Annotated in this window: 11 protein-coding genes; 4 read left to right on the top strand and 7 right to left on the bottom strand. The window is 52.5% G+C overall.

Features of this window, described 5'->3' with window-relative positions:
• Nucleotides 1-11: 11 nt before the first annotated feature.
• Complete coding sequence (locus KJW29_RS04895; protein WP_214628964.1) at nucleotides 12-1430, top strand: sulfatase family protein; 1419 nt, start codon at nucleotides 12-14, stop codon at nucleotides 1428-1430.
• 154 nt (nucleotides 1431-1584) lie between these two features.
• On the opposite strand, the gene KJW29_RS04890 is transcribed toward KJW29_RS04895, so the two are convergent.
• From KJW29_RS04890 to KJW29_RS04875, 4 genes are all read right to left on the bottom strand, one after another.
• Complete coding sequence (locus KJW29_RS04890; protein ID WP_214628963.1) at nucleotides 1585-3219, bottom strand: extracellular solute-binding protein; 1635 nt, start codon at nucleotides 3217-3219, stop codon at nucleotides 1585-1587.
• Nucleotides 3220-3288: 69 nt separating this feature from the next.
• Complete coding sequence (locus KJW29_RS04885; RefSeq protein ID WP_214628962.1) at nucleotides 3289-4191, bottom strand: carbohydrate ABC transporter permease; 903 nt, start codon at nucleotides 4189-4191, stop codon at nucleotides 3289-3291.
• Between the two features lie 44 nt (nucleotides 4192-4235).
• The gene (locus KJW29_RS04880; protein WP_187105050.1) at nucleotides 4236-5177 is read right to left on the bottom strand and encodes an ABC transporter permease; all 942 of its coding nucleotides are present in this window, start codon (nucleotides 5175-5177) and stop codon (nucleotides 4236-4238) included.
• A gap of 230 nt (nucleotides 5178-5407) precedes the next feature.
• Entirely contained in the window at nucleotides 5408-6799 is a 1392-nt protein-coding gene (locus KJW29_RS04875) for a sulfatase family protein (RefSeq protein ID WP_214628961.1), read from the bottom strand.
• A 278-nt stretch (nucleotides 6800-7077) separates the two neighbouring features.
• On the opposite strand from KJW29_RS04875, the gene KJW29_RS04870 reads away from it, so the two are divergent.
• Nucleotides 7078-8505 carry a response regulator transcription factor gene (locus tag KJW29_RS04870; protein ID WP_214628960.1) on the top strand — a complete coding sequence of 476 codons (1428 nt, stop codon included), beginning with the start codon at nucleotides 7078-7080 and terminating at the stop codon, nucleotides 8503-8505.
• Complete coding sequence (locus KJW29_RS04865) at nucleotides 8502-10268, top strand: sensor histidine kinase (protein ID WP_214628959.1); 1767 nt, start codon at nucleotides 8502-8504, stop codon at nucleotides 10266-10268. The genes KJW29_RS04870 and KJW29_RS04865 overlap by 4 nt, the downstream gene beginning before the upstream one ends.
• A 95-nt stretch (nucleotides 10269-10363) precedes the next feature.
• On the opposite strand, the gene KJW29_RS04860 is transcribed toward KJW29_RS04865, so the two are convergent.
• Nucleotides 10364-12115, bottom strand: coding sequence for a glycoside hydrolase family 35 protein (locus KJW29_RS04860; protein WP_214628958.1), 1752 nt, complete (start codon nucleotides 12113-12115; stop codon nucleotides 10364-10366).
• 177 nt (nucleotides 12116-12292) lie between these two features.
• Between KJW29_RS04860 and KJW29_RS04855 the strand changes: the two genes are divergently transcribed.
• Complete coding sequence (locus KJW29_RS04855; RefSeq protein WP_246608589.1) at nucleotides 12293-13150, top strand: AraC family transcriptional regulator; 858 nt, start codon at nucleotides 12293-12295, stop codon at nucleotides 13148-13150.
• Between the two features lie 116 nt (nucleotides 13151-13266).
• Here KJW29_RS04855 and KJW29_RS04850 read toward each other — a convergent pair whose 3' ends face one another.
• Together KJW29_RS04850 and KJW29_RS04845 are read right to left on the bottom strand one after the other, a co-directional pair.
• A complete protein-coding gene (locus tag KJW29_RS04850; protein WP_214628956.1) occupies nucleotides 13267-15345 on the bottom strand; it encodes a family 78 glycoside hydrolase catalytic domain in 2079 nt (692 codons plus the stop codon).
• Nucleotides 15346-15376: 31 nt separating this feature from the next.
• On the bottom strand, nucleotides 15377-18592 hold the full coding sequence (locus tag KJW29_RS04845; RefSeq protein ID WP_214628955.1) for an alpha-L-rhamnosidase: 3216 nt from the start codon (nucleotides 18590-18592) through the stop codon (nucleotides 15377-15379).
• Between the last annotated feature and the right edge of the window lie 9 nt (nucleotides 18593-18601).

Here is an 18601-nt window from a genome sequence, read left to right as displayed (position 1 = left end):
GTGAAACGACTATGACGCAAAATAAACGTCAACCAAACATTCTATTTATTATGTCGGACGATCACGCTTCACACGCCATGAGCTGTTATGGCAGTCGTATCAATGAGACGCCCCAGCTCGACCGGATCGCGAACGAAGGCATCCTGTTCGACAATTGCTTCTGCACGAATTCGATCTGCTCCCCCAGCCGGGCTGCCATCCTGACGGGCAAATACAATCATCTGAACGGCGTCCGGTCCATCGAGGACGAGCTGGATGGCAGACAAATGACGTTCCCTAAGCTGCTTCAGGAAGGCGGCTATCAGACTGCGATGATCGGGAAGTGGCATCTCGGTCACGGCGGCAATGCCGACCCTACAGGCTTCGATTATTGGAGCGTCGTCCCTGGACAAGGAGAGTACAACGATCCCCACTTCTACGAGATGGGCGAGCTGAAACAATTCGAAGGTTACGCTACCGATCTGATTACGGACTTCTCCATCGACTGGATGGACAAACGCGACAAGGATCGCCCTTTTCTACTCATGTGCCATCATAAGGCCCCGCATCGACCGTGGGTGCCTGCGGCAAAATATGCAACGTTATACGAGGATGTGGATATTCCGGAACCGGAAACCTTCTACGACGATTATTCCACGCGCTCTCAAGCCGCAGTCGAAGCCAAAATGCGGATCGACAGCCACTTGAACGACATGGTTGATCTCAAAGGCTCCCTTCCGGAAGGTCTTTCCTCCCTGGAGGCCAAGCAATGGAGATACCAACGGTATATCAAGGACTATTTGCGCTGCATCGCCTCCATCGACGAAAGCGTCGGACGTCTGCTCGATTATCTGGAAGAGGACGGCATAGCCGAAGATACCATCGTGATTTATACCTCCGATCAAGGTTTCTTCTTAGGCGATCATGGCTGGTACGACAAACGGTTCATGTATGAGGAATCACTTCGGATGCCGTTTATCGTCCGCTATCCGCGCGAGATTCGAGCTGGATCGAGAACGGACGCTATGACGCTCAACATTGACTTCCCGGCGACATTCCTGGATTACGCCGGCATTGAGGTTCCCGAAGAGATGCAAGGCAGCAGCCTCCGCCCCATCTGGGAAGGAGCGGGAACGCCGGAGAATTGGCGTACTTCGATGTACTACCGGTATTGGATGCATCTGGATGAGCATCATAATGTCTATTCGCATTACGGAATCCGGACGGATCGCTATAAGCTCATTTATTATTACGGCGAAGCGTTGGGAACGTCGGGTTCGATCGAAGAGAGCCGCCCGCCGGAATGGGAGCTGTTCGATCTGGAGCTGGACCCGTACGAGCTGAATAATGTTTATCGTCAAGAAGAATACGCGGATATCGTTAAGGCGCTCAAGCAGGAGCTCAGCAGCCTGCAGCTCGCTGTGCAGGATGAACCCGTTGAAGAAATTTAACGACTGAATCAGGAACCAACAGACAATGGCGGTGCAGGAGAGCCTCTCCAGCACCGCCATTTCTAATTGCGAAGTATTTCCTGGCCAAGCAGCAGTTAATGGAATACAGGCCATTCATGAAGGTATCCCTCCTTGAATGGCCTGCTGACTGAAATTATTCGATACCTTCCTCTTTCGCCTTCGCATTCACTTCTTCGATCATTTTGTCAAGACCCTTGGACTTGTAGCCGTCAACAATCTTCTGCCACGCTTGCTCCACCGGCTCCTTCGCCAACATGACATTCAACAAATCATCATGATCGAACACCGTAAAGCTGTCCTTGGTCGGAGTTGACATGTAGGTCAGGCGAATATCGTAGTCCGGCACTTTCGTGTTGGCCAGAATCCAGTCAATGTAATCGACCGCATCTTGTCTAAGACCTTCATCGGCAATAGCCGGATGGCTAATATCATAACGATCCGATGTTTCGTATGCAACCAAGTCTCTCAGGAAGCCGGTGGCCGGATATTTCTCGACATGAGGGATATCCGTCAACATAACCTTCTGGTCGCCCTCGACTTTGTAGTCTACGCCCTCTTTGCCATACGTGATGAGTGCTTTGCCTTCCGGGGACAACACGTAATCGTACAAAGCCAGGATACGATCCAGCTTCTCCGGAGCAATCTTGCCGCTGAAGTAGCTTTCGGACCAATACGTTTTGAAGATGGCGTGATGTCGCTCTCCATCAGGTCCTTCCAGCGGTTTCAACACTTTAACCACTTCCGAGATATCCTTATCCGGGTAGCTGGCAGCCCAACGCTTCGTATTGATGTTCAAGTCCAGGTTAATGAATCCGCCGCCGGACAACATCGCCGCCGCTTTACCCGAAGCAAACTTGTCGTATGCGATATCCGGACTTGTAAGGGCGATGTCGGGGTCAATCAGATTATTGTCATACATATCCTTCATGTTCTGAAGGGCAGGCAATGCGTTTTGGGAGAATACGGCCGGAATGAACTTTCCGTCTTCCTTGATCCATTTGAAATCCGCGCCGCTGCCGTCGCTTGTGGCGACCGGGTTGCCGTACAGCCAGAAGAATCCGCCGAGCATCTTCACTTGAGCCGCTGTCAGCCCAGTCGTTTTCTTGCCTTCCGGATCAGCCTTGACGATCGCGTCAAGCATGGCCTGGAACTCCCCCCAGGTTTCCGGCTCTTTCGTAATGCCGGCGGCTTGCGCCAAATCCCAACGATAGTAGACGACGCGGTCGAGCGCGCTCCAGTCCACGCTTGGAAACATCCTTCTTGGAATCGTGTAATGCTCGCCGTCAACCGCAAGTCCCGCAATGTCCGACGTCTGGAAATACGCCTCCAGATTCGGAAACTTTGCTAGATCCGGCAGCGGAGAGACGACGCCTTGATCCACCCACTTGCGTTGGTATTGCGTACCGATCGCGTCGATGGCGAATACATCCGGCAGTTGTCCAGACGCTGCCCACATTTGAATCTTCTGACCGTAGTCATCCCAGGTCGTATTGACCGGCTTAATGGTAATGTTGAACTTTGCCAAAATTTCTTGGACGATCGGATCATTTTTGACCTTTGCCATCTCCGCTTCTACATCCCAGAAAGCTACGGAAATTTCCATCGGGTCCTTGTATGGATTATCCTCTCCCGCCGTCTCCGCATTCGTCGCCGCGGGCTTCTGGCTCGCAGCAGGCTTCTCGTTCCCGTTGCCGCTACAAGCCGCGAGAACTCCTGCGAACATGCTCATACAAGCTAGAATGATGCCAACCTTTTTAAATCCTTTCATTCTTGAATCCTCCCTTTTCGTTATTGTGAAGCTTTTTTTAGGATAGGACAAGCATCTATGTGAATTCCCTTATCCTTTAATGGAGCCCACCAGTATTCCTTTGGCAAAATGTTTCTGCAAGAAAGGATATACCATGAGAATAGGCAAACTTGAGATGACGATCGTAGCCATCTGCAAGGCCGGCGTGTACACCTTGCTGGAGTTGCTATCTGCCGCTTGTTGGGCCAGCGTGTTCAGCAACTGGTTGCTTGTAATGAGCGTTTCTCGCAAGTAGATCTGCAGCGGCGTCTTGGACGAATCGCTGATGAAGATAAGCGCATACCACCATTCGTTCCAACGCTCCACCGCGTAGAACAAGCCGAAGGTTGCGATGAACGGGGCCGAAATAGGCAGAATGATCTTGAGCAAAATGTACAAGTCGTTCGCTCCGTCGAGCTTCGCTGATTCTTCGAGACTTTCCGGAATCGTGCCAAAGTAGTTTTTCATAATGATTAAGTAAAACGTATTGAGACCTGCAGGAATGATCATAACGAGGATATTGTTGACAAGCCCCAGATCCTTGACAATAAGGTAGAACGGAATGAGTCCTCCGTTGAAAAACATCGTAAACAGGATCAGCGTCAGCATCCCGTTCCTGCCCGGCATCCCTTTCTTGGAGAGCGCGTAGGCGCCCGCAACCGATATCGTCATGCTGAACAATACGCCGAAGACGGTTACGAGAACCGTATTGAACACCGAGGACCAGAACTTCGCATCGGACATGATGACCTTGTATGCCGTTAGATCGAAGGACAAGGGCAGCAAATAAAGATTATGCTGGCTGATGACCTCAAATTTCGCGAAAGAAATGATAATCACGTTGTAGAATGGGAAAAACGTGATGAGAGACAGCAGTCCCAGCAGGACGTAAACGGTAAGGTCAAATGGGCTCATCCTCTTTCTCTTCAGCGCATGCGTATGTGATAGCTTCACTGTCCAACCCCCCAAGCTGTAATTTAATTGCGTGTTCAAATTCTTTAATAAAGACCTTCTTCGCCCATGCGCTTGACAATCGTATTGGCCAGGACTAGAAGCACCAAGCTGATAACGGATTTGATAAGTCCTGCCGCCGTCATATAGCCGAAATCTCCGCCAATCTGGAAGGATGTCCTGTAGATATACGTATCGACGACATCAGCCACCTCATAGACCGGCGAGCTGTACAGATTGAAGATTTGCTCGAAGCTCGCGCCTTGCGTGAGCAGCTGGCCTACATGAAGAATAAGCAGGATCGCGACCGTACTTTTAATGCCCGGCCATGCGATATGCAGCAGGCGCTTGAACCGGTTCGCTCCGTCCATCTCGGCCGCTTCGTACAGCTCGGGGTTAATGCCTGCCAGCGCGGCCAAATAAATAATGGAATCCCAGCCGACTTCCCGCCACATATGCGTAATATAGAGGAGAGGCCTGAAGGTCTCCTTATCGGTCAAGGGAGCGATGGAATCGAATCCGAAAGCCATTATGATCTGGTTGAAGACGCCGTCGCGGCTTAGAATGCTCGTAATAATGCCCGCCAATACGACCCAGGAGATGAAATGAGGAAACGTAAGCACCGTCTGAAAAAATCGTTTGGCTGTATTCCTCGAAAATTCGTTTAATAGTATGGCTAACACGATGGGCATCGGGAAGTTGATAAGCATCTTCATTAAGCTGATGATGATCGTATTTTTGAATGCCGTCTGGAAATCAGCGTCGCTCCAGATTTTCTGGAAATGCTCGAAGCCGATCCAGGGACTGCCCAATATGCCGCCGCTGTAATCGAACGTCTTGAACGCCAGCGTCACGCCGTACATCGGTGCGTAGGCGAACAGCGCGTACCATGCGAGAACAGGTATAACCATCAGATAAAAGTATTTGTGCTGAAGCATCGTCTTCCAAAGCTGCTTCTTCGTTGTTCCAACGCTCGCCCCGCTGCGCATTAGAAGTCACTCCTTACTATTCTAGTTTTATTAACCCGGTAAACCCTTTCCGCTTTTTCAGTATAGAAGGGACGGCGAACGCGGGGTATGGACATAACCAACGTTCTATGTGGACTCCGCTATGAAAGTGCTTTCAAGCATTTTCAATCACATAATCCGACATAGCGGACATACATAAATCCATACTCGTACAAAAAAAGCCGGCGCTCATGCGCCGACCTTCCGCTCCGCTATTGGTCCTTCCAGCTTCGATATTCCTCGGCATGCAGCGGTCCGCCTTCCTTCATGACCGTCCATAACGGATCGGTATCGCAATCCATGGACGCCATCATGTCGTCATGCCATTCGTTAAGCAAATAGACGGCATCCTTGCATACGTCACGCCGCTTCTCCGACAGATTTCGCTGCTCATAAGGATCGTCCTTCAGATGGAACAGCATTTCCTTCGGAAATCCGTGATAACCGTCGTGATAGGACCGAATGTAGAGCCAATCTTGAAATCGAACGCTTCGCTGACAGACATGGGCGCATTGCGTCAGTACGAGATAGTCTCTGCCGGATTGGGATGTGCCGGATATGGCGTCCGCATAGCTGACGCCATCCCAGCGCTCCGGAAGTTTCGCGCCAACGAGATCGGCCAGCGTCGGCGCCAGATCCAGATGGTAATGCAATCCCTCGTTCTTCACGCCGCGCGTACCGCCGGGCCATCGGAAAATCATCGGGATGCGGCAGGTTCCCTGATCGGCCGTGCCGTGCTCGGAATAGATGCCAAGCTCGCCCAAGTTCTCTCCATGGTCCGCGCTGATCAGAATCGCCGTCTCCTCCAAGACGCCGAGCTGACCCAGCTGCGACAATACTTGTCCTATATGCTCATCCATGTAACGAATCGCGCAGTCATAATTGTCGATAATCTGGCGGATGTCTTCATGGGACTCGATCTGCCGACCATGCCTGCTCCACTTGTTGTAATGCGAATTCGCCAGCGCGTTCATATTCGCGATACTATGCTGTCCCTCCTTCTGCAGATGGGACTGGAACACCTCCTCCGTGAGCCATTCCGGCAGCGCATCCTCCGAGAAGGGATGGCCGTATGGATCCGGTACCCGGTAAGGCGTATGAGGATCCCAGAAATTCAGATGCAGAAACCATTGATCCGACTGTCCGTTATCTTGCAGCCACTTCAATGCGGTCGGCAGCACCTGATGCGCCGACTCCAGGCCGTTCTCCCCGATATTGTGCACCTCGTGGAAGCCGGCATTGAAGGTCCATGCGGAATGCCGGTCGGCGAACGTGCTGATCGTTGCCGTCTTGTAGCCCGCTTCCCGTAGTACGAAGGGAAGGCTCTCCCGCTTCAGCCGGTCCTCGAAGCTTCGACTCGGTCCATCCCGCCGCATGTCTGCAGCCGTGCCTCCATGGCCTGCGACACCGGTATGAATGCCGAATCGACCTGACATGAGCGCCGTTCGTGACGGCAAGCATGGCGCGTCGGAGCAATAATAGTTGGTGAAGACGACGCCCTCTTCCGCTATGCGATCAATGTTAGGGGACGTTTGACGAGGATAGCCGTAGCAGCCTAGATGGTCGGGACGAAGTGAATCCAGATCCAGATAAAGTATTCTCATATGGTTTCGCTCTCCTTCGCTTATGGATAATAGCTGGATGTTCGTTAGATGCCCGCAAGCCCAGAAATGCCTGATTGTATATTTCCATCATGTATTCATCCATATTATAATGAACATTTAGAATCGTGCAGTATAGATAAAAGCGTTATTATACCTGCTATTTATTATGAAAGTGCTTACGATTTAACGATTCCTGATTTTGTCCATATTTATCTTATTTTTTTCTATACGATTTCGCCAGGATGCTCGGGTACGATTGCTGATAAGGGGGCGTTGCTGTGTTCAAAGCGGTGATCGTCGATGATGAACGTTGGATAGTAGAAGGCATTAAAGCCGGCGTACGCTGGGAGAAATTCGGATTTCAAGTTACAGGGACAGCGGAGAACGGGAAGGAAGGGCTGGAGTTGATCGAGCTGCTGCGGCCAGACTTCGTGCTGACCGATATTAAGATGCCGCTTGTTAACGGCCTTGAGCTGATCAAGCGGGGCAAGGAAATATCCCCGCACACCCTATTCGCCGTACTGAGCGGGCACGCGGAATTTGCATACGCCCAGAAGGCGCTGAACTACGGAACCTTCGGCTATTGTCTGAAGCCTTTCGAGATCGAAGAGATTGAGAGTATGCTGGCCAAGCTTTCGGAAACGCTAAAGCAGCGCAAGGAACCTGAGCCGGAGCGCGACGCCCAGGATCTGTACGAGGTCATATGCTCGGGGAACGAACATTTGCTGGCAGAGAAGCTGTTGTCCGTCGGCATGCCGGTAAGCGCTGACATGCCCATTACGCCGATCGTGATACAAGGCTATCTGTCCAAGCGATATCTGGAGGCCATTCCGCATATTCGATTCCGCATGAACAAGAGGAGGGTAGCTATTCTCATCCACAGTCATCTGACCGAGCGTTTCCTCGGCTCATTGGATCTGTCGGGCAACGAGATCGAGTACTGTATCGGCATTGGACTTCCGACAACCAGTCCTGCCGAACTGGATTCATCGCTTGAAGCGGCATCTGTGGCGGCTTACGGCAGCTTCTCAACCGGGAATGGCGGCGTCTATCGACCGGTCCAGAACCCCGATTCGACCATTGACAATCTGCTGTCCGAGCTGGCTGGCGCACTCGCGCAGAAGGACCGGATGCGGTTTGTCTCCGTCATGGAGTCGGCCAAGCCGTTGTTTCACAACTTTACGTTAACAATCAAGGACGCCTATTTGATCTATAATACCGTCATGTATCTCTTCACAAGAGAAGGCGTGAAGGAACGCGCCCGATTTCTGGAAGGTTATGACCAGCTTTATTACGACTATGGGCATGCCAATGCAATGGTTGACTATCTGGTTAAGCATACGCTTCAGTCTCTATCCGACGAGTTGTCCTCCCGGCTTGCAGGCGTAAGTCATAATCGCATCAAGGAAGTGCTTACCTATATCCACCATCATTTTAATCAGGAAATGTCGATTCGAAGCTTGTCCGAGAAGTTTTATCTAAGCCCAACGTACTTGTCTCAGCTGTTCAAGAAAGAGGTCGGGGAGAACTTTGTGGAATACCTGTCCCGTCAACGAATCCAGTATGCTTGCAAGCTACTCGCCGAGACGGATATGACCGTGAGTCAAATTGGAGAGCAATGCGGCTTCAACGACTACTTTTACTTTACCCGCATCTTCAAAAGACTTAACGGCATGACGCCCACACAGTACAGGGAAGCAAGATGAGAGCGTTTAATAAGCTGTCCATACGGACCCAGGTGCTGGCGATCGGAGCGATTCTTCTTGCCGTCATCCCGCTTGTCAGCATTATGGCATTCCGGCATTCCAGCGAAGTGATTGTGAATCAGAACACGCAATACAATATGGAGCTCGTATCCAATCTGAAACACCGGGTATCCGACAACTATGCCAAAATTTCGAGCATTATGATCAATCTCGGCTACGACACAACCGTGCAGGACTTTCTGGCGGAAAGCGATTATTTGCGAACCTATGAACTGGCCCAGAAAGTAAATAGCTTAATGGGCGTTATCAAAAGCACCAATCCTGATATTATCGACATTATTATTGTGAACGCCATGGGCAAACACACCTCTCTGACCGGCAAAATCAGAATGGCGCAAGGGATGATGTACGAGGTTAGCGAACGGGATGCCAGAGTCCATTACGGCGGATTCATCCATGACGATCCATTGCTAATCAATAATATGTTTCTCTTCGGCATGAATCTGTTCGCATCGAGGGACACCTACCGGTATGGCGAAAAAATCGGCTTTATTACGATCGTCTTGGACACTGAATCCATTCAGTCGGAGATCGAGAAGTTCCCAAGGCTGTCTGGCACAAGCATCTATCTTAGGACAAACGGCGAGCTGGCTTTCACGAACGAAGGAGGATTTGCCCCCGATCTGGACGAGAAACAATTAGACCTGTACTCCAATTATGGAGAAAGGGCCGTCATCGAGAAGATCGGCGGGAAATCCTATGCGATTCAATCGTTCGCCTTGCCGGAAATTAACGGCGATATTACATCGGCCGTTCCGATCGGCATTCTTATTAAAGAACTCGAGGGGCTAAAGAGGACCAGCTATCTGATGCTGATCGTTATGCTCGCGCTCGTCACGATTCCGTATTCGGTTCTTATGATGAATATTTTAAGGCCGCTAGGAAAGCTGATTGCGTTCATGAAGAGGCTGAAGAGCGGCAATTTGGAGGTATTGCATACCAAGGTAGAGCTGGAAGGCTACGCCGAAATCGAGGTGATCTCGACGCAGTTCAACACGATGCTGAACCGGATCAATGATCTGACGCGGCAGTTGCTGGAGACGACAGGCGATCTCTACCAAGCCGATATCGAGCGGCAGCGCGCGGAGCTGGCGTTCCTGCAGAGTCAGATCAATCCCCATTTTCTCAGCAATACGCTCGATGCGATCAAGGGCATTGCCATCGTGAAGGGCAATCAGGATATCTACCAAATGACCGCTGCCTTAAGCCGGATGCTGCGCTACAGCATTAAGGGAGCGAATGAAGTCAGGCTGGAGGACGAACTGAAGATCGTCAGCTCCTACATTACGATTCATCAGGGAAGATTCCCGGGAAGAATCCAGTTCGAGCAACATACCTCGGATGAGCTGCTAGGCGTTCTTATCCCGAAGATGATCATCCAGCCTCTTGTCGAGAATGCGATGACTCACGGCCTTGAGCCGCATGCCAGCGGCGGCAAAGTTGTGATTCTGGCGGAGCTTCATGAAGACCATCATATGGAAATAACCGTAACGGATAACGGCGTTGGCATGGAGCCTGAACGTCTGACCCAACTTCGAGGCACTCTTCGTTCCAGAGATCGTAACGCCAATGAACATATCGGCATTAAAAACGTGAACGACCGGATTCGCCTCCATTACGGGGACAATTATGGCATCGAGATCAACAGCTGGCTGGGAAGCGGCACCGTTGTCAGAGTACGACTGCCGTTACCGCCTGCCTGAACCGCCGTTAACCTCGGCCTCTTCCATGCTGCCGCAATGGGCTGCCACGATAGCCAAATCTCCTATCTGGCTGCCGGTAATATCGCCGTATATCTCTATCCGAGATCTGGTAAATCTACCAATGCGATATCCGGCTTGTCCGTACCATGCAGCTCCAAAACAACGATTTCGTTGGCGCCTTGGCGAAGCAGCGGACCCGGCACATACAACGTCTTTTGCGGACCCTGCTCCCAATAGCGGCCAATATTGAAGCCATTGATCCAGACGACTCCTTTCGTCCAACCATCGAGGCGTATAAATGTATCCGCAATATCGTCGACGAGCAGCTCCCCTCTAAAGAACATCGGATTCTCGGCAGTCTTCGACTGCGTTTGGAAAGGCGCGTACGACAAGGCGCTCAAGTCGGCAAGCGGCAGCGGATAAATTTCCCAATCGAACAGAAATTGATTGTCGAGGCGCACGCCTTCGGTAATGCCTTTGGCATCCTTTAGACGCGGCCCGTAGTTAATCCTCCCCATGTTTTCGACGAGAATCTCAAGCGTTGCGCCTTGCTCCGGAATATCCACGACAAGCGGCTTCGGCGCCCAACGTTCGACCGTACCGATCCAGCGGCCATCGAGGAATACTTGCGCACGGTCGTGCACATCCTGCAAGTGGAGCTCCTGCGCCTTGCGGGGACCCGATATCCGCGTGCGGTACACAATAAAACCGTAGTTTTGACCGAGCTTCTCCATCGGCTCGGGACAGCGCCGACGTACAGGGACAGACAGCGTATCGAGATTGGCAAATAGGCTTGCCGCTTCCTTCATCACAACTGTTCCGTAACTTTTTTTGCGAGACGGCTCCGGAAGCTCTTCCAGAACCTCGGCGCCGTGCTTGCGCATCACCTCGCGAACCGCCTTATACTTTGCTGTAATATCTCCGCATTCCGATAACGGCGCATCGTAGTCGTAGCTAGTAACGGTAGGCTCATATTTGTCCTGATAGTTCGCCCCATTATAGAAACCGAAGTTGGTTCCGCCATGGAACATATAGAAGTTCACGGAAGCGCCAGCGGCAAGCATGCGGTCTAGCACATCCGCAACGTCGTCCCCGTCCCGTGTATGATGCGGCTTTAGCCAATGATCAAACCAGCCATTCCAATATTCCATGCAGAACAGCGGCTCTTCGGGGCGATATTCCCTGAATTTCTTGAACTCCTCCTCGGGACGGGAACCAAAATTCACAGTGGCCAGAACGCCTGGCAGCGTTCCGCCCTGCAGCATTTGATCCGTCGGACCATCCGAGGTAAAGAGCAGTACATCGATTCCTCTTACCTGCAGTCCGTTTTTCAGATACAGCAAATAGTCCTGATCATTGCCGTAGCTTCCATATTCATTTTCGATCTGCACGGCAATAATCGGTCCGCCGTTTGTATTAAGCAGCGGCGCAAGCTTCGGTATAAGGACATCGTAATACGCGTCTACCTTCCGCAAGTAACGTTCGTCCAGGCAGCGCAGCCGAATATCCGTATCGCTCAGCAGCCAGGCGGGCAATCCTCCGAATTCCCATTCCGCGCAAATGTACGGGCTTGGCCTTACGATAACGTGCAGACCGAGCTCTCCTGCGAGAGCGATAAATCGTTCAACGTCAGCCAATCCGTCGAAGTTGAATACACCTTCCTTTGGTTCGTGCAAATTCCACGGAATGTACGTTTCCACAGTATTGAAACCGCAGGCCTTAAGCTTTAACAGTCGATCCTCCCAATACTCGGGAACGACACGGAAATAATGAATGGCGCCGGATAAAATCCGGATCGATTCCCCATCCAACAAAAATTGCGAGTCTTTTACTTCAAGCTTAGCCACAAAAACCCCTCCAAACAGATCATGTTGTCTCCATTATCCGAGTTAGCGGCTTCATCCTCAATCGCCAAATGGTGCATTTTCTATACCATTTGCCACAACCTGCACAACCATACGGAAGTAACATGTGATACTATAATGGCAACACTCTAGCAAAAAAAGCGAGGCGCCATGCAAAACATGATCGAATTTCCAAACATGACCTCTACGTTGCAGTTAACCGGCTTTCAAATCGGCAGTTTTCCTTCCGGTTGGGAATACCCCCGGCATCATCATCATTCATTCGAGCTTCTTTGCTGCCTCGGCGGTGAGGTCAAGCAAGAGATTAATCGAAAAACGATTACGCTTCGACCGGGAAATTGGCTGCTGATTAAAGCCGGGGAGAGACACAAAACGACGAATGTTTCCCCCATGGATTACGAGTTTTTTAATATTCATTTCGACCTGGATGATCTGGACATTCGCAGCCTGCTCGGCACAGCCCCTTACCGTCTTGTATCCGCCGATGAAGCCGCACGATCGGGCAGACTAAGCAGATACGTCATGGAGCTTCGGGAAATGAAGGAGCTTGGCGACTCAGAGAAAGACGACAATACACGGACTCGACTGGAAGACAAGCTGCTGCTGCAAGCGAACATCCTGCTCATTATCCGTGAGATGCTGTCGCTCATTCGAGAACAGGGAGAGAAGAAGACAGATGCGGGCTCCGTGACTCCGTTCGCCGTCGATGCGGCTCATGCGATCGAGGAGAAGCTTTCGCACGGCCTTTTCGATAACCTCTCGATCGCAAGCGTTGCGAAAGAACTCAACATGAGCCGCAGCCAATGCACCAAGCTGTTCATTAAAACATATGGCTTATCGCCTCGGCAATATGTTAGCCGACGCAAACTGATGTTGGCCAAAGAATTGCTTGTCGCATCGTATATGCCCATCTCCGAAATCGCCGAGCGGCTCGGATTTCAGTCGGCCAGCCACTTCTCCCGGCAGTTCCGGCGCTGGACCGGCCTTTCTCCAACTGCGTTCAGGCCTAAGCATTAACGGATACATCGAGCGAACTTTAGCATCGTTAAAGACAAAGCCGGCTATCTCCAAGGATTGCCGGCCTGATCCGCTTATTTGTTCGGCTTAAGTGGTTCGGCTTAAGTGGTTCGGCTTTAATGGTTCAGCTTAATTTCGTACGTATAATCCGGCTTCTCCAGCAGAAGCTCGTATCGGTTGTCTCCCAGCGGCGTCAGCTTGCCTTCGCTAGCTTCGGGCAGCCCTTCGCTGCCGAATACTAACGTACCGACACCCGACGCACAGGTCGTCATGACAATTCGGTCGTTATCCATATAGAGGGCAATATCTCCTCTCGGCGTAGGCACCTTTCCTTCCATCCATTCCAGGACGCCTTGCTTCGGCTCAACTTTGTATCGGCTGTAGCCAGCCTCGACCGGCTGCACGCCGAGAATGTACTTTCCGATCAAATAGATCGGAGCGGCGCCCCAAGCGTGGGCCAGACTCTTGCGGTACTTATCCCCGTACATGTCGTACTGAAGCTCGGGCGGCAGGTTCGGGTCGTACTCCTCCCAAAAGGATGTTGCGCCCAGATCGATCATTCCGCCCCAATAATTGCGTATTTCGCTCAACACATGCTCTTCTTCCCCAAGCTCGCATAAAGCTTCCAACTCGAAGAAACGCATAAACGGCGTGATGATCTTCTGAACGGATTCGTTCATCAGGACACCCGTTTTGACCGCTTCCCGCTGCGCCGCATTCAAATAACCGAAGCGTACGCCGAACATGCTCGGATATTTGAGAATATCCCGTTGCAGCTCTTCGTTCCATTCGCCATGCAGGAATGCGCCGCGCTCCTCGTCCCAGAACGTTTGAAAGATACGCTCCCGCAGCTCTCCCGCCAGGGCGGCAAACTTCCGTTCATTCCGGTCGTCTTCCAGCTCCCCGGCGAAATAAACGACCGTCTCGATGCTTCTGCAAAGCAGCAGTTGTTCAGCGGTTAGGGCTCCGCGACGCTCCATCGCCGCCCAATCGACGAATACCCAATCCTCGGGATAACCCTCCATCATCCCTTTTTCGTTGCGGCGATTCAGGCAAAACTCCATCAAGCTCAGCATGTTCGCATAGTTGGTGCGGATAAAGGTCAAGTCGCCCGTATACAAATAATAATCGTAACAACTGAGGAACCAGTAAAACGTGTAATCCATGATGGTATTGATATGAATGTCGACCGGATTTTTGCCCCGCAAAGCGATAAGCGTTCGTTTGGTTACGTCCTGCTCGAAAAAAACGTAATTGTTGATCAGAAAGCCGAGATTGGCATCCCCGCTCCATACCCATCGGTCGCGCTTCATCCCGTCGTATAAAAACTCCCGCATATTCAGCTGCAGCGTATGCGCGGACAGCTCCCAGATGTCGTTTAACCTTCCATCGGATGAGTGGAAGCTGCCTCTTTGGTCCATGGGCAAAAACTCGTAGCGATGTTTCACGCTGCCCCATTCAACGTCATCGTTGGTTTTGATGTGTATATATCGGAAAGCTCTGGTAACTGGCGTTCGCCATACTTGCTCAACACTGCCGTCCACATCGAGCACATCGAACGTCTCCGCCAGCTGCCCGGCAAGCGCTTCTTCCCGCGATTCGCCGTAATACAGTTGAATACCGCCATTCCCCTTGACGTCATGAAATTCCACATAGCCGAACGTTTCACGGCCAAAGTCGATCAATTCTCCCCCATCCCGTTGCTCGGCGGACACCGGATCGCGCTCTTGATAGGAAAACGGGAAGGCTTGCGGAGGTTGTTCGATTTCGTCAAAATTCCAATGGGCGGCAGGCAGCCACGAACCGTTAAGAGCCGTCACTTCCCAGCCGTTACCTGAGTCGATGCCGGCACCGGCTGTGTACAATGCAGGAATTTCCCGGTCGTTGTAAACGTTGATGGACAAAGTATGCTCGCCCGCCGGCAACCGGATCGACGTAACCGTGTTGCGTTTGTACGGAATCGGCGTCATATCGCTGTCCAGCAACGCCACGAATTCCCCTTGAGCGGACAAGATCAGCTCGGCGGGATCGGCCAACACGTACTTTCTGCGGAATTTTACGCTCGTATAGGCAGCATCCAATCGCCACGAAGGCGGACAAATATAGCCGCGATATTGCCTTAATACGGACGCCTTCTGATGAAGCCATATCTCATAATCGCCTGGATACCATATCCATTGCGAATGTTCGGTCATTGCGAATTCCTCCTCGATAAAGCTTGAATCATCATGTGGTCACCGCTTGCCCGCTTACACGGAAGACGTAGCGGCCCGAGCCTGCCGTAAAGCGGGCAGTTTGTTCGTTCCGACTAACGAAGCTCCATCCGTCTCCATCCCTTTTTAACGCGTCTTCACCGACATGTTCGCCATCCACCTGGATCATCATGCCGGGCGATGCCGGAACCGCAATTTCCGCCGTCGTATTGGCAGGGATGGTTGCGGCTAACGTTAAACCGCGTTCGTCCGCTTCCCATTCGACTCCGATCATCCCGTACAACGTGTCGTGCTTGCACCGCAGCCATTCGAATCCTGGAGCCGGGAGCGGGCTGATGATAAATCTTTGACTGCCGTATTCCCCTTCGGGAATCTGGATGCCGGCAAGATAGCGGTACAGCCATTCGCCGACGGAACCAAGCGCGAAATGATTGAACGAATTCATCTCCGGATCCTGAAATCCCTTTTCCTCCGTCCAGCCGTCCCATCGCTCCCAGATCGTCGTCGCTCCTTGCAGTACCGGGTATAACCAAGAGGGAAACGATTCTTGAAGCAGCAGTCGGGACGCCGCGTCATGCTCGCCATTGTCGGACAGTACCGGCAATACATAACTGGCTCCCATGAAACCGGTTGTCAAATGCCATCCCCGCTCTTCGATATCCCGGAGCAAGTGGCGCATGGCGGCTTGTCTGCCCTCGTTTGTCAACAGGCCGATCTTCAACGCAAGCACATAAGCCGTCTGAGATTCTCCCTCTATGCGCCCATCCTCATCCACATGCAATGTTTCGAATGTGATTCGCAGTCTGGCGAACATCTCCCTATAGCGCGCTTCCCCCGTCTCGTCCCCGACTACTCGCGCCATGTCGGCCATCAGGGAGACGCTGTATGCGAACAACAATACATTCATTAACGGTCTCGGCGTCTCCGCGCCGTAAGCCAGATGGTCGCCGAAGCTTTCCGTCCGTCTGACGAGCCGCTCGTCGCTGTCTTGCACCAGATAATCCATATAACGCTGCATCGCCTCGTAATTGTCTTCGATAAATCTTCGATCGCCGTATACTTTGTACATGGTCCAAGGAAGAATAACGCCTCCGTCGGCAAAAAACACATGTCCTCTGCCGAAATGCTCTACGAACGGGGCGACATCGGGGAACGCGCCATCCGCTCCTTGCGCGTCCCGAATATCCGTCAGCCACTTGCGGTAAAAAGCCGCGCTGTTCATGTTGAATGTCGCCGTTCTCGCAAACATATGAGCGTCTCCCATCCAGCCAAGCCGCTCATCCCGCTGCGGACAATCCAGCGGAATGCCAATGAAGTTGCCTCTTTGACTCCAGCGAATGTTGTCCATCAATCGGTTTACAAGCGGATGCGACGTCGTCAGTTCGCCCGCGTCGCGAAGCTCGGAGTGAACAACGATGCCAGTAATCGCGGACAGCTCCAGTTCGCCCGGATACCCTTCGATCTCGATATATTGAAATCCGTGATAGGTGAACAACGGTTCATAGCTTTCTTCTCTGTCCCCCCTGGCAATATAGACATCCGTTTGTTTGGCCGTCCTCAGGTTAGCCCGGTACAAACGTCCATCCGTTCCAAGCCGTTCCGCGTAGCGAATGCGAATGCGGGCGCCTTCCGTTCCTTTTAACCGCAGGCGTATCCATCCGGTTATATTTTGGCCCATGTCGATGAGAAAGGTCGACTCGTCCGCGCGCCTGACCGATTGCGGCTCGATCTCAAGCATGGGACGTATGGGCGGTCCTTCACTCGCGGCCATGCGGCCGCTTGGCACATGGTCGGATCGGATGGCTTTTCTCCACGGGGACTCCAGCAGTCCGTTACGCGCATCGCAAGTTTCTCCCATATAGAAATCCGAGGACACGACAGGACTGTCCGTTACTCGCCAATTCGGGTCCGTTCGGACAATTTCCGTCGTGCCGTCGGCGAATAGAACATGAAGCTCCGCACGGAACGCCACGGAATGGCCGTAATGATACGGACCGCAAATGCCGAGATGCCCGGCATACCAGCCCGGGCCGACGATGGCTTCGATCCGGTTGTCTCCCGCTTGCAATAATGAGGTGACATCGTACGTTTGATACGGTATGCGGATACGGTAATCCGTCCAACCGGGAGCCAGCGCATCCGTTGATACCGGGCGATCGTTTAATGCCGCGCGGTACACGCCCAATGCGGATGCGTAGAGGCGAGCTTGTTTCACCTGCTTAGCCACATGAAAGGTTCTGCCGAATTGCGGGCAGATTCCGTATCCCGCGTTTACCGGGTACAAAATTCGTTTATAGACCTCCCAGTCGCCTTCGCCGAATACGCCGATCGGACTTGCGGGCCTCCACGCGCCGTCGTTGTATTCGGGCAGCATCCAGCCCGGTTCTTCCATGCCCGTTGTTTTCCATCCTGCGTCCGTTCCATACGTTATGGTTCGTCCGTCCGCATAGATGACGGCGAGAACGGCGACAAATCCCTTCCGCTCCCCGTCCGAGCAGCCGGCTATAATCCGGCGGCCCGGGCCTAGCAGAGCCGTGACGTCCAACGTGACCGACTGCATGTAAGGGTAATACAGCCCTTCGTCTTGACCGTCCACATAGATGTGCAGCGCGTCTGCCGCAAATATTTCCAGCTTCGCCGACAACGGCTCTTCCTCCGGCAGCGTCACGCTGAGACGAAAGTATCGTCTAGCCGACTCCTCAGGCATTGCCCGATCCGACTGATTCGCCTGATCCGCCTGATCCGCCTGATTCATTTGGTCCACTGGATCCCACAGCACTGCTACGCCGCGCAGACGATCCGGCTCGGGCTCGGGCGCAACCCGCTCCGGATCGGCGATCCAATCCGCCGTCCATTCCTCTTGGGCCAGATAGCCCGTCTCGAACAGGCTTGCCCCGCTCCACCCGCAGTCCTCGCCCGCCTTGTTCCATACTTTGACTTTCCAATAGTAAATTCGACGGGCTTGCAGCGGCGGACCGCCGTACGTAATATGCTGCGACAAACCGCTCTCCACTGTACCCGTGTCCCAGATCAAACCATCGACGCGATCCAGCGCTTCCGAATCTTCCGCAACGACGAGCCTGTAAGCGGATTGTTCGATTCCGCGTTCCGCATCCGAGCCATCCTCAAGCCGAGCGGCTGCGAGCCGCCAGCCGAACGCGGGACGCAAGTTATCCGTCCCGAGCGGCCGGTCGGCGTAATCTACCGTTAATCCATCAATTGTAAGCATGCGCCGTTA

This window comes from Paenibacillus agaridevorans, from assembly GCF_018604145.1.
GTDB lineage: Bacteria > Bacillota > Bacilli > Paenibacillales > Paenibacillaceae > Pristimantibacillus > Pristimantibacillus agaridevorans.
Note: the sequence above shows the minus strand (reverse complement) of the source record. Positions and strands in the feature narration are given on the sequence as shown.

Bases quoted from the DNA above. Each gene is read 5' to 3' on its own strand.
- KJW29_RS04865 (WP_214628959.1), top strand. From the start codon at position 8,502: ATGAGAGCGTTTAATAAGCTGTCCATACGGACCCAGGTGCTGGCGATC.
- KJW29_RS04890 (WP_214628963.1), bottom strand. From the start codon at position 3,219: ATGAAAGGATTTAAAAAGGTTGGCATCATTCTAGCTTGTATGAGCATG.
- KJW29_RS04850 (WP_214628956.1), bottom strand. From the start codon at position 15,345: ATGACCGAACATTCGCAATGGATATGGTATCCAGGCGATTATGAGATA.
- KJW29_RS04875 (WP_214628961.1), bottom strand. From the start codon at position 6,799: ATGAGAATACTTTATCTGGATCTGGATTCACTTCGTCCCGACCATCTA.
- KJW29_RS04880 (WP_187105050.1), bottom strand. From the start codon at position 5,177: ATGCGCAGCGGGGCGAGCGTTGGAACAACGAAGAAGCAGCTTTGGAAG.
- KJW29_RS04855 (WP_246608589.1), top strand. From the start codon at position 12,293: ATGATCGAATTTCCAAACATGACCTCTACGTTGCAGTTAACCGGCTTT.
- KJW29_RS04895 (WP_214628964.1), top strand. From the start codon at position 12: ATGACGCAAAATAAACGTCAACCAAACATTCTATTTATTATGTCGGAC.
- KJW29_RS04845 (WP_214628955.1), bottom strand. From the start codon at position 18,592: ATGCTTACAATTGATGGATTAACGGTAGATTACGCCGACCGGCCGCTC.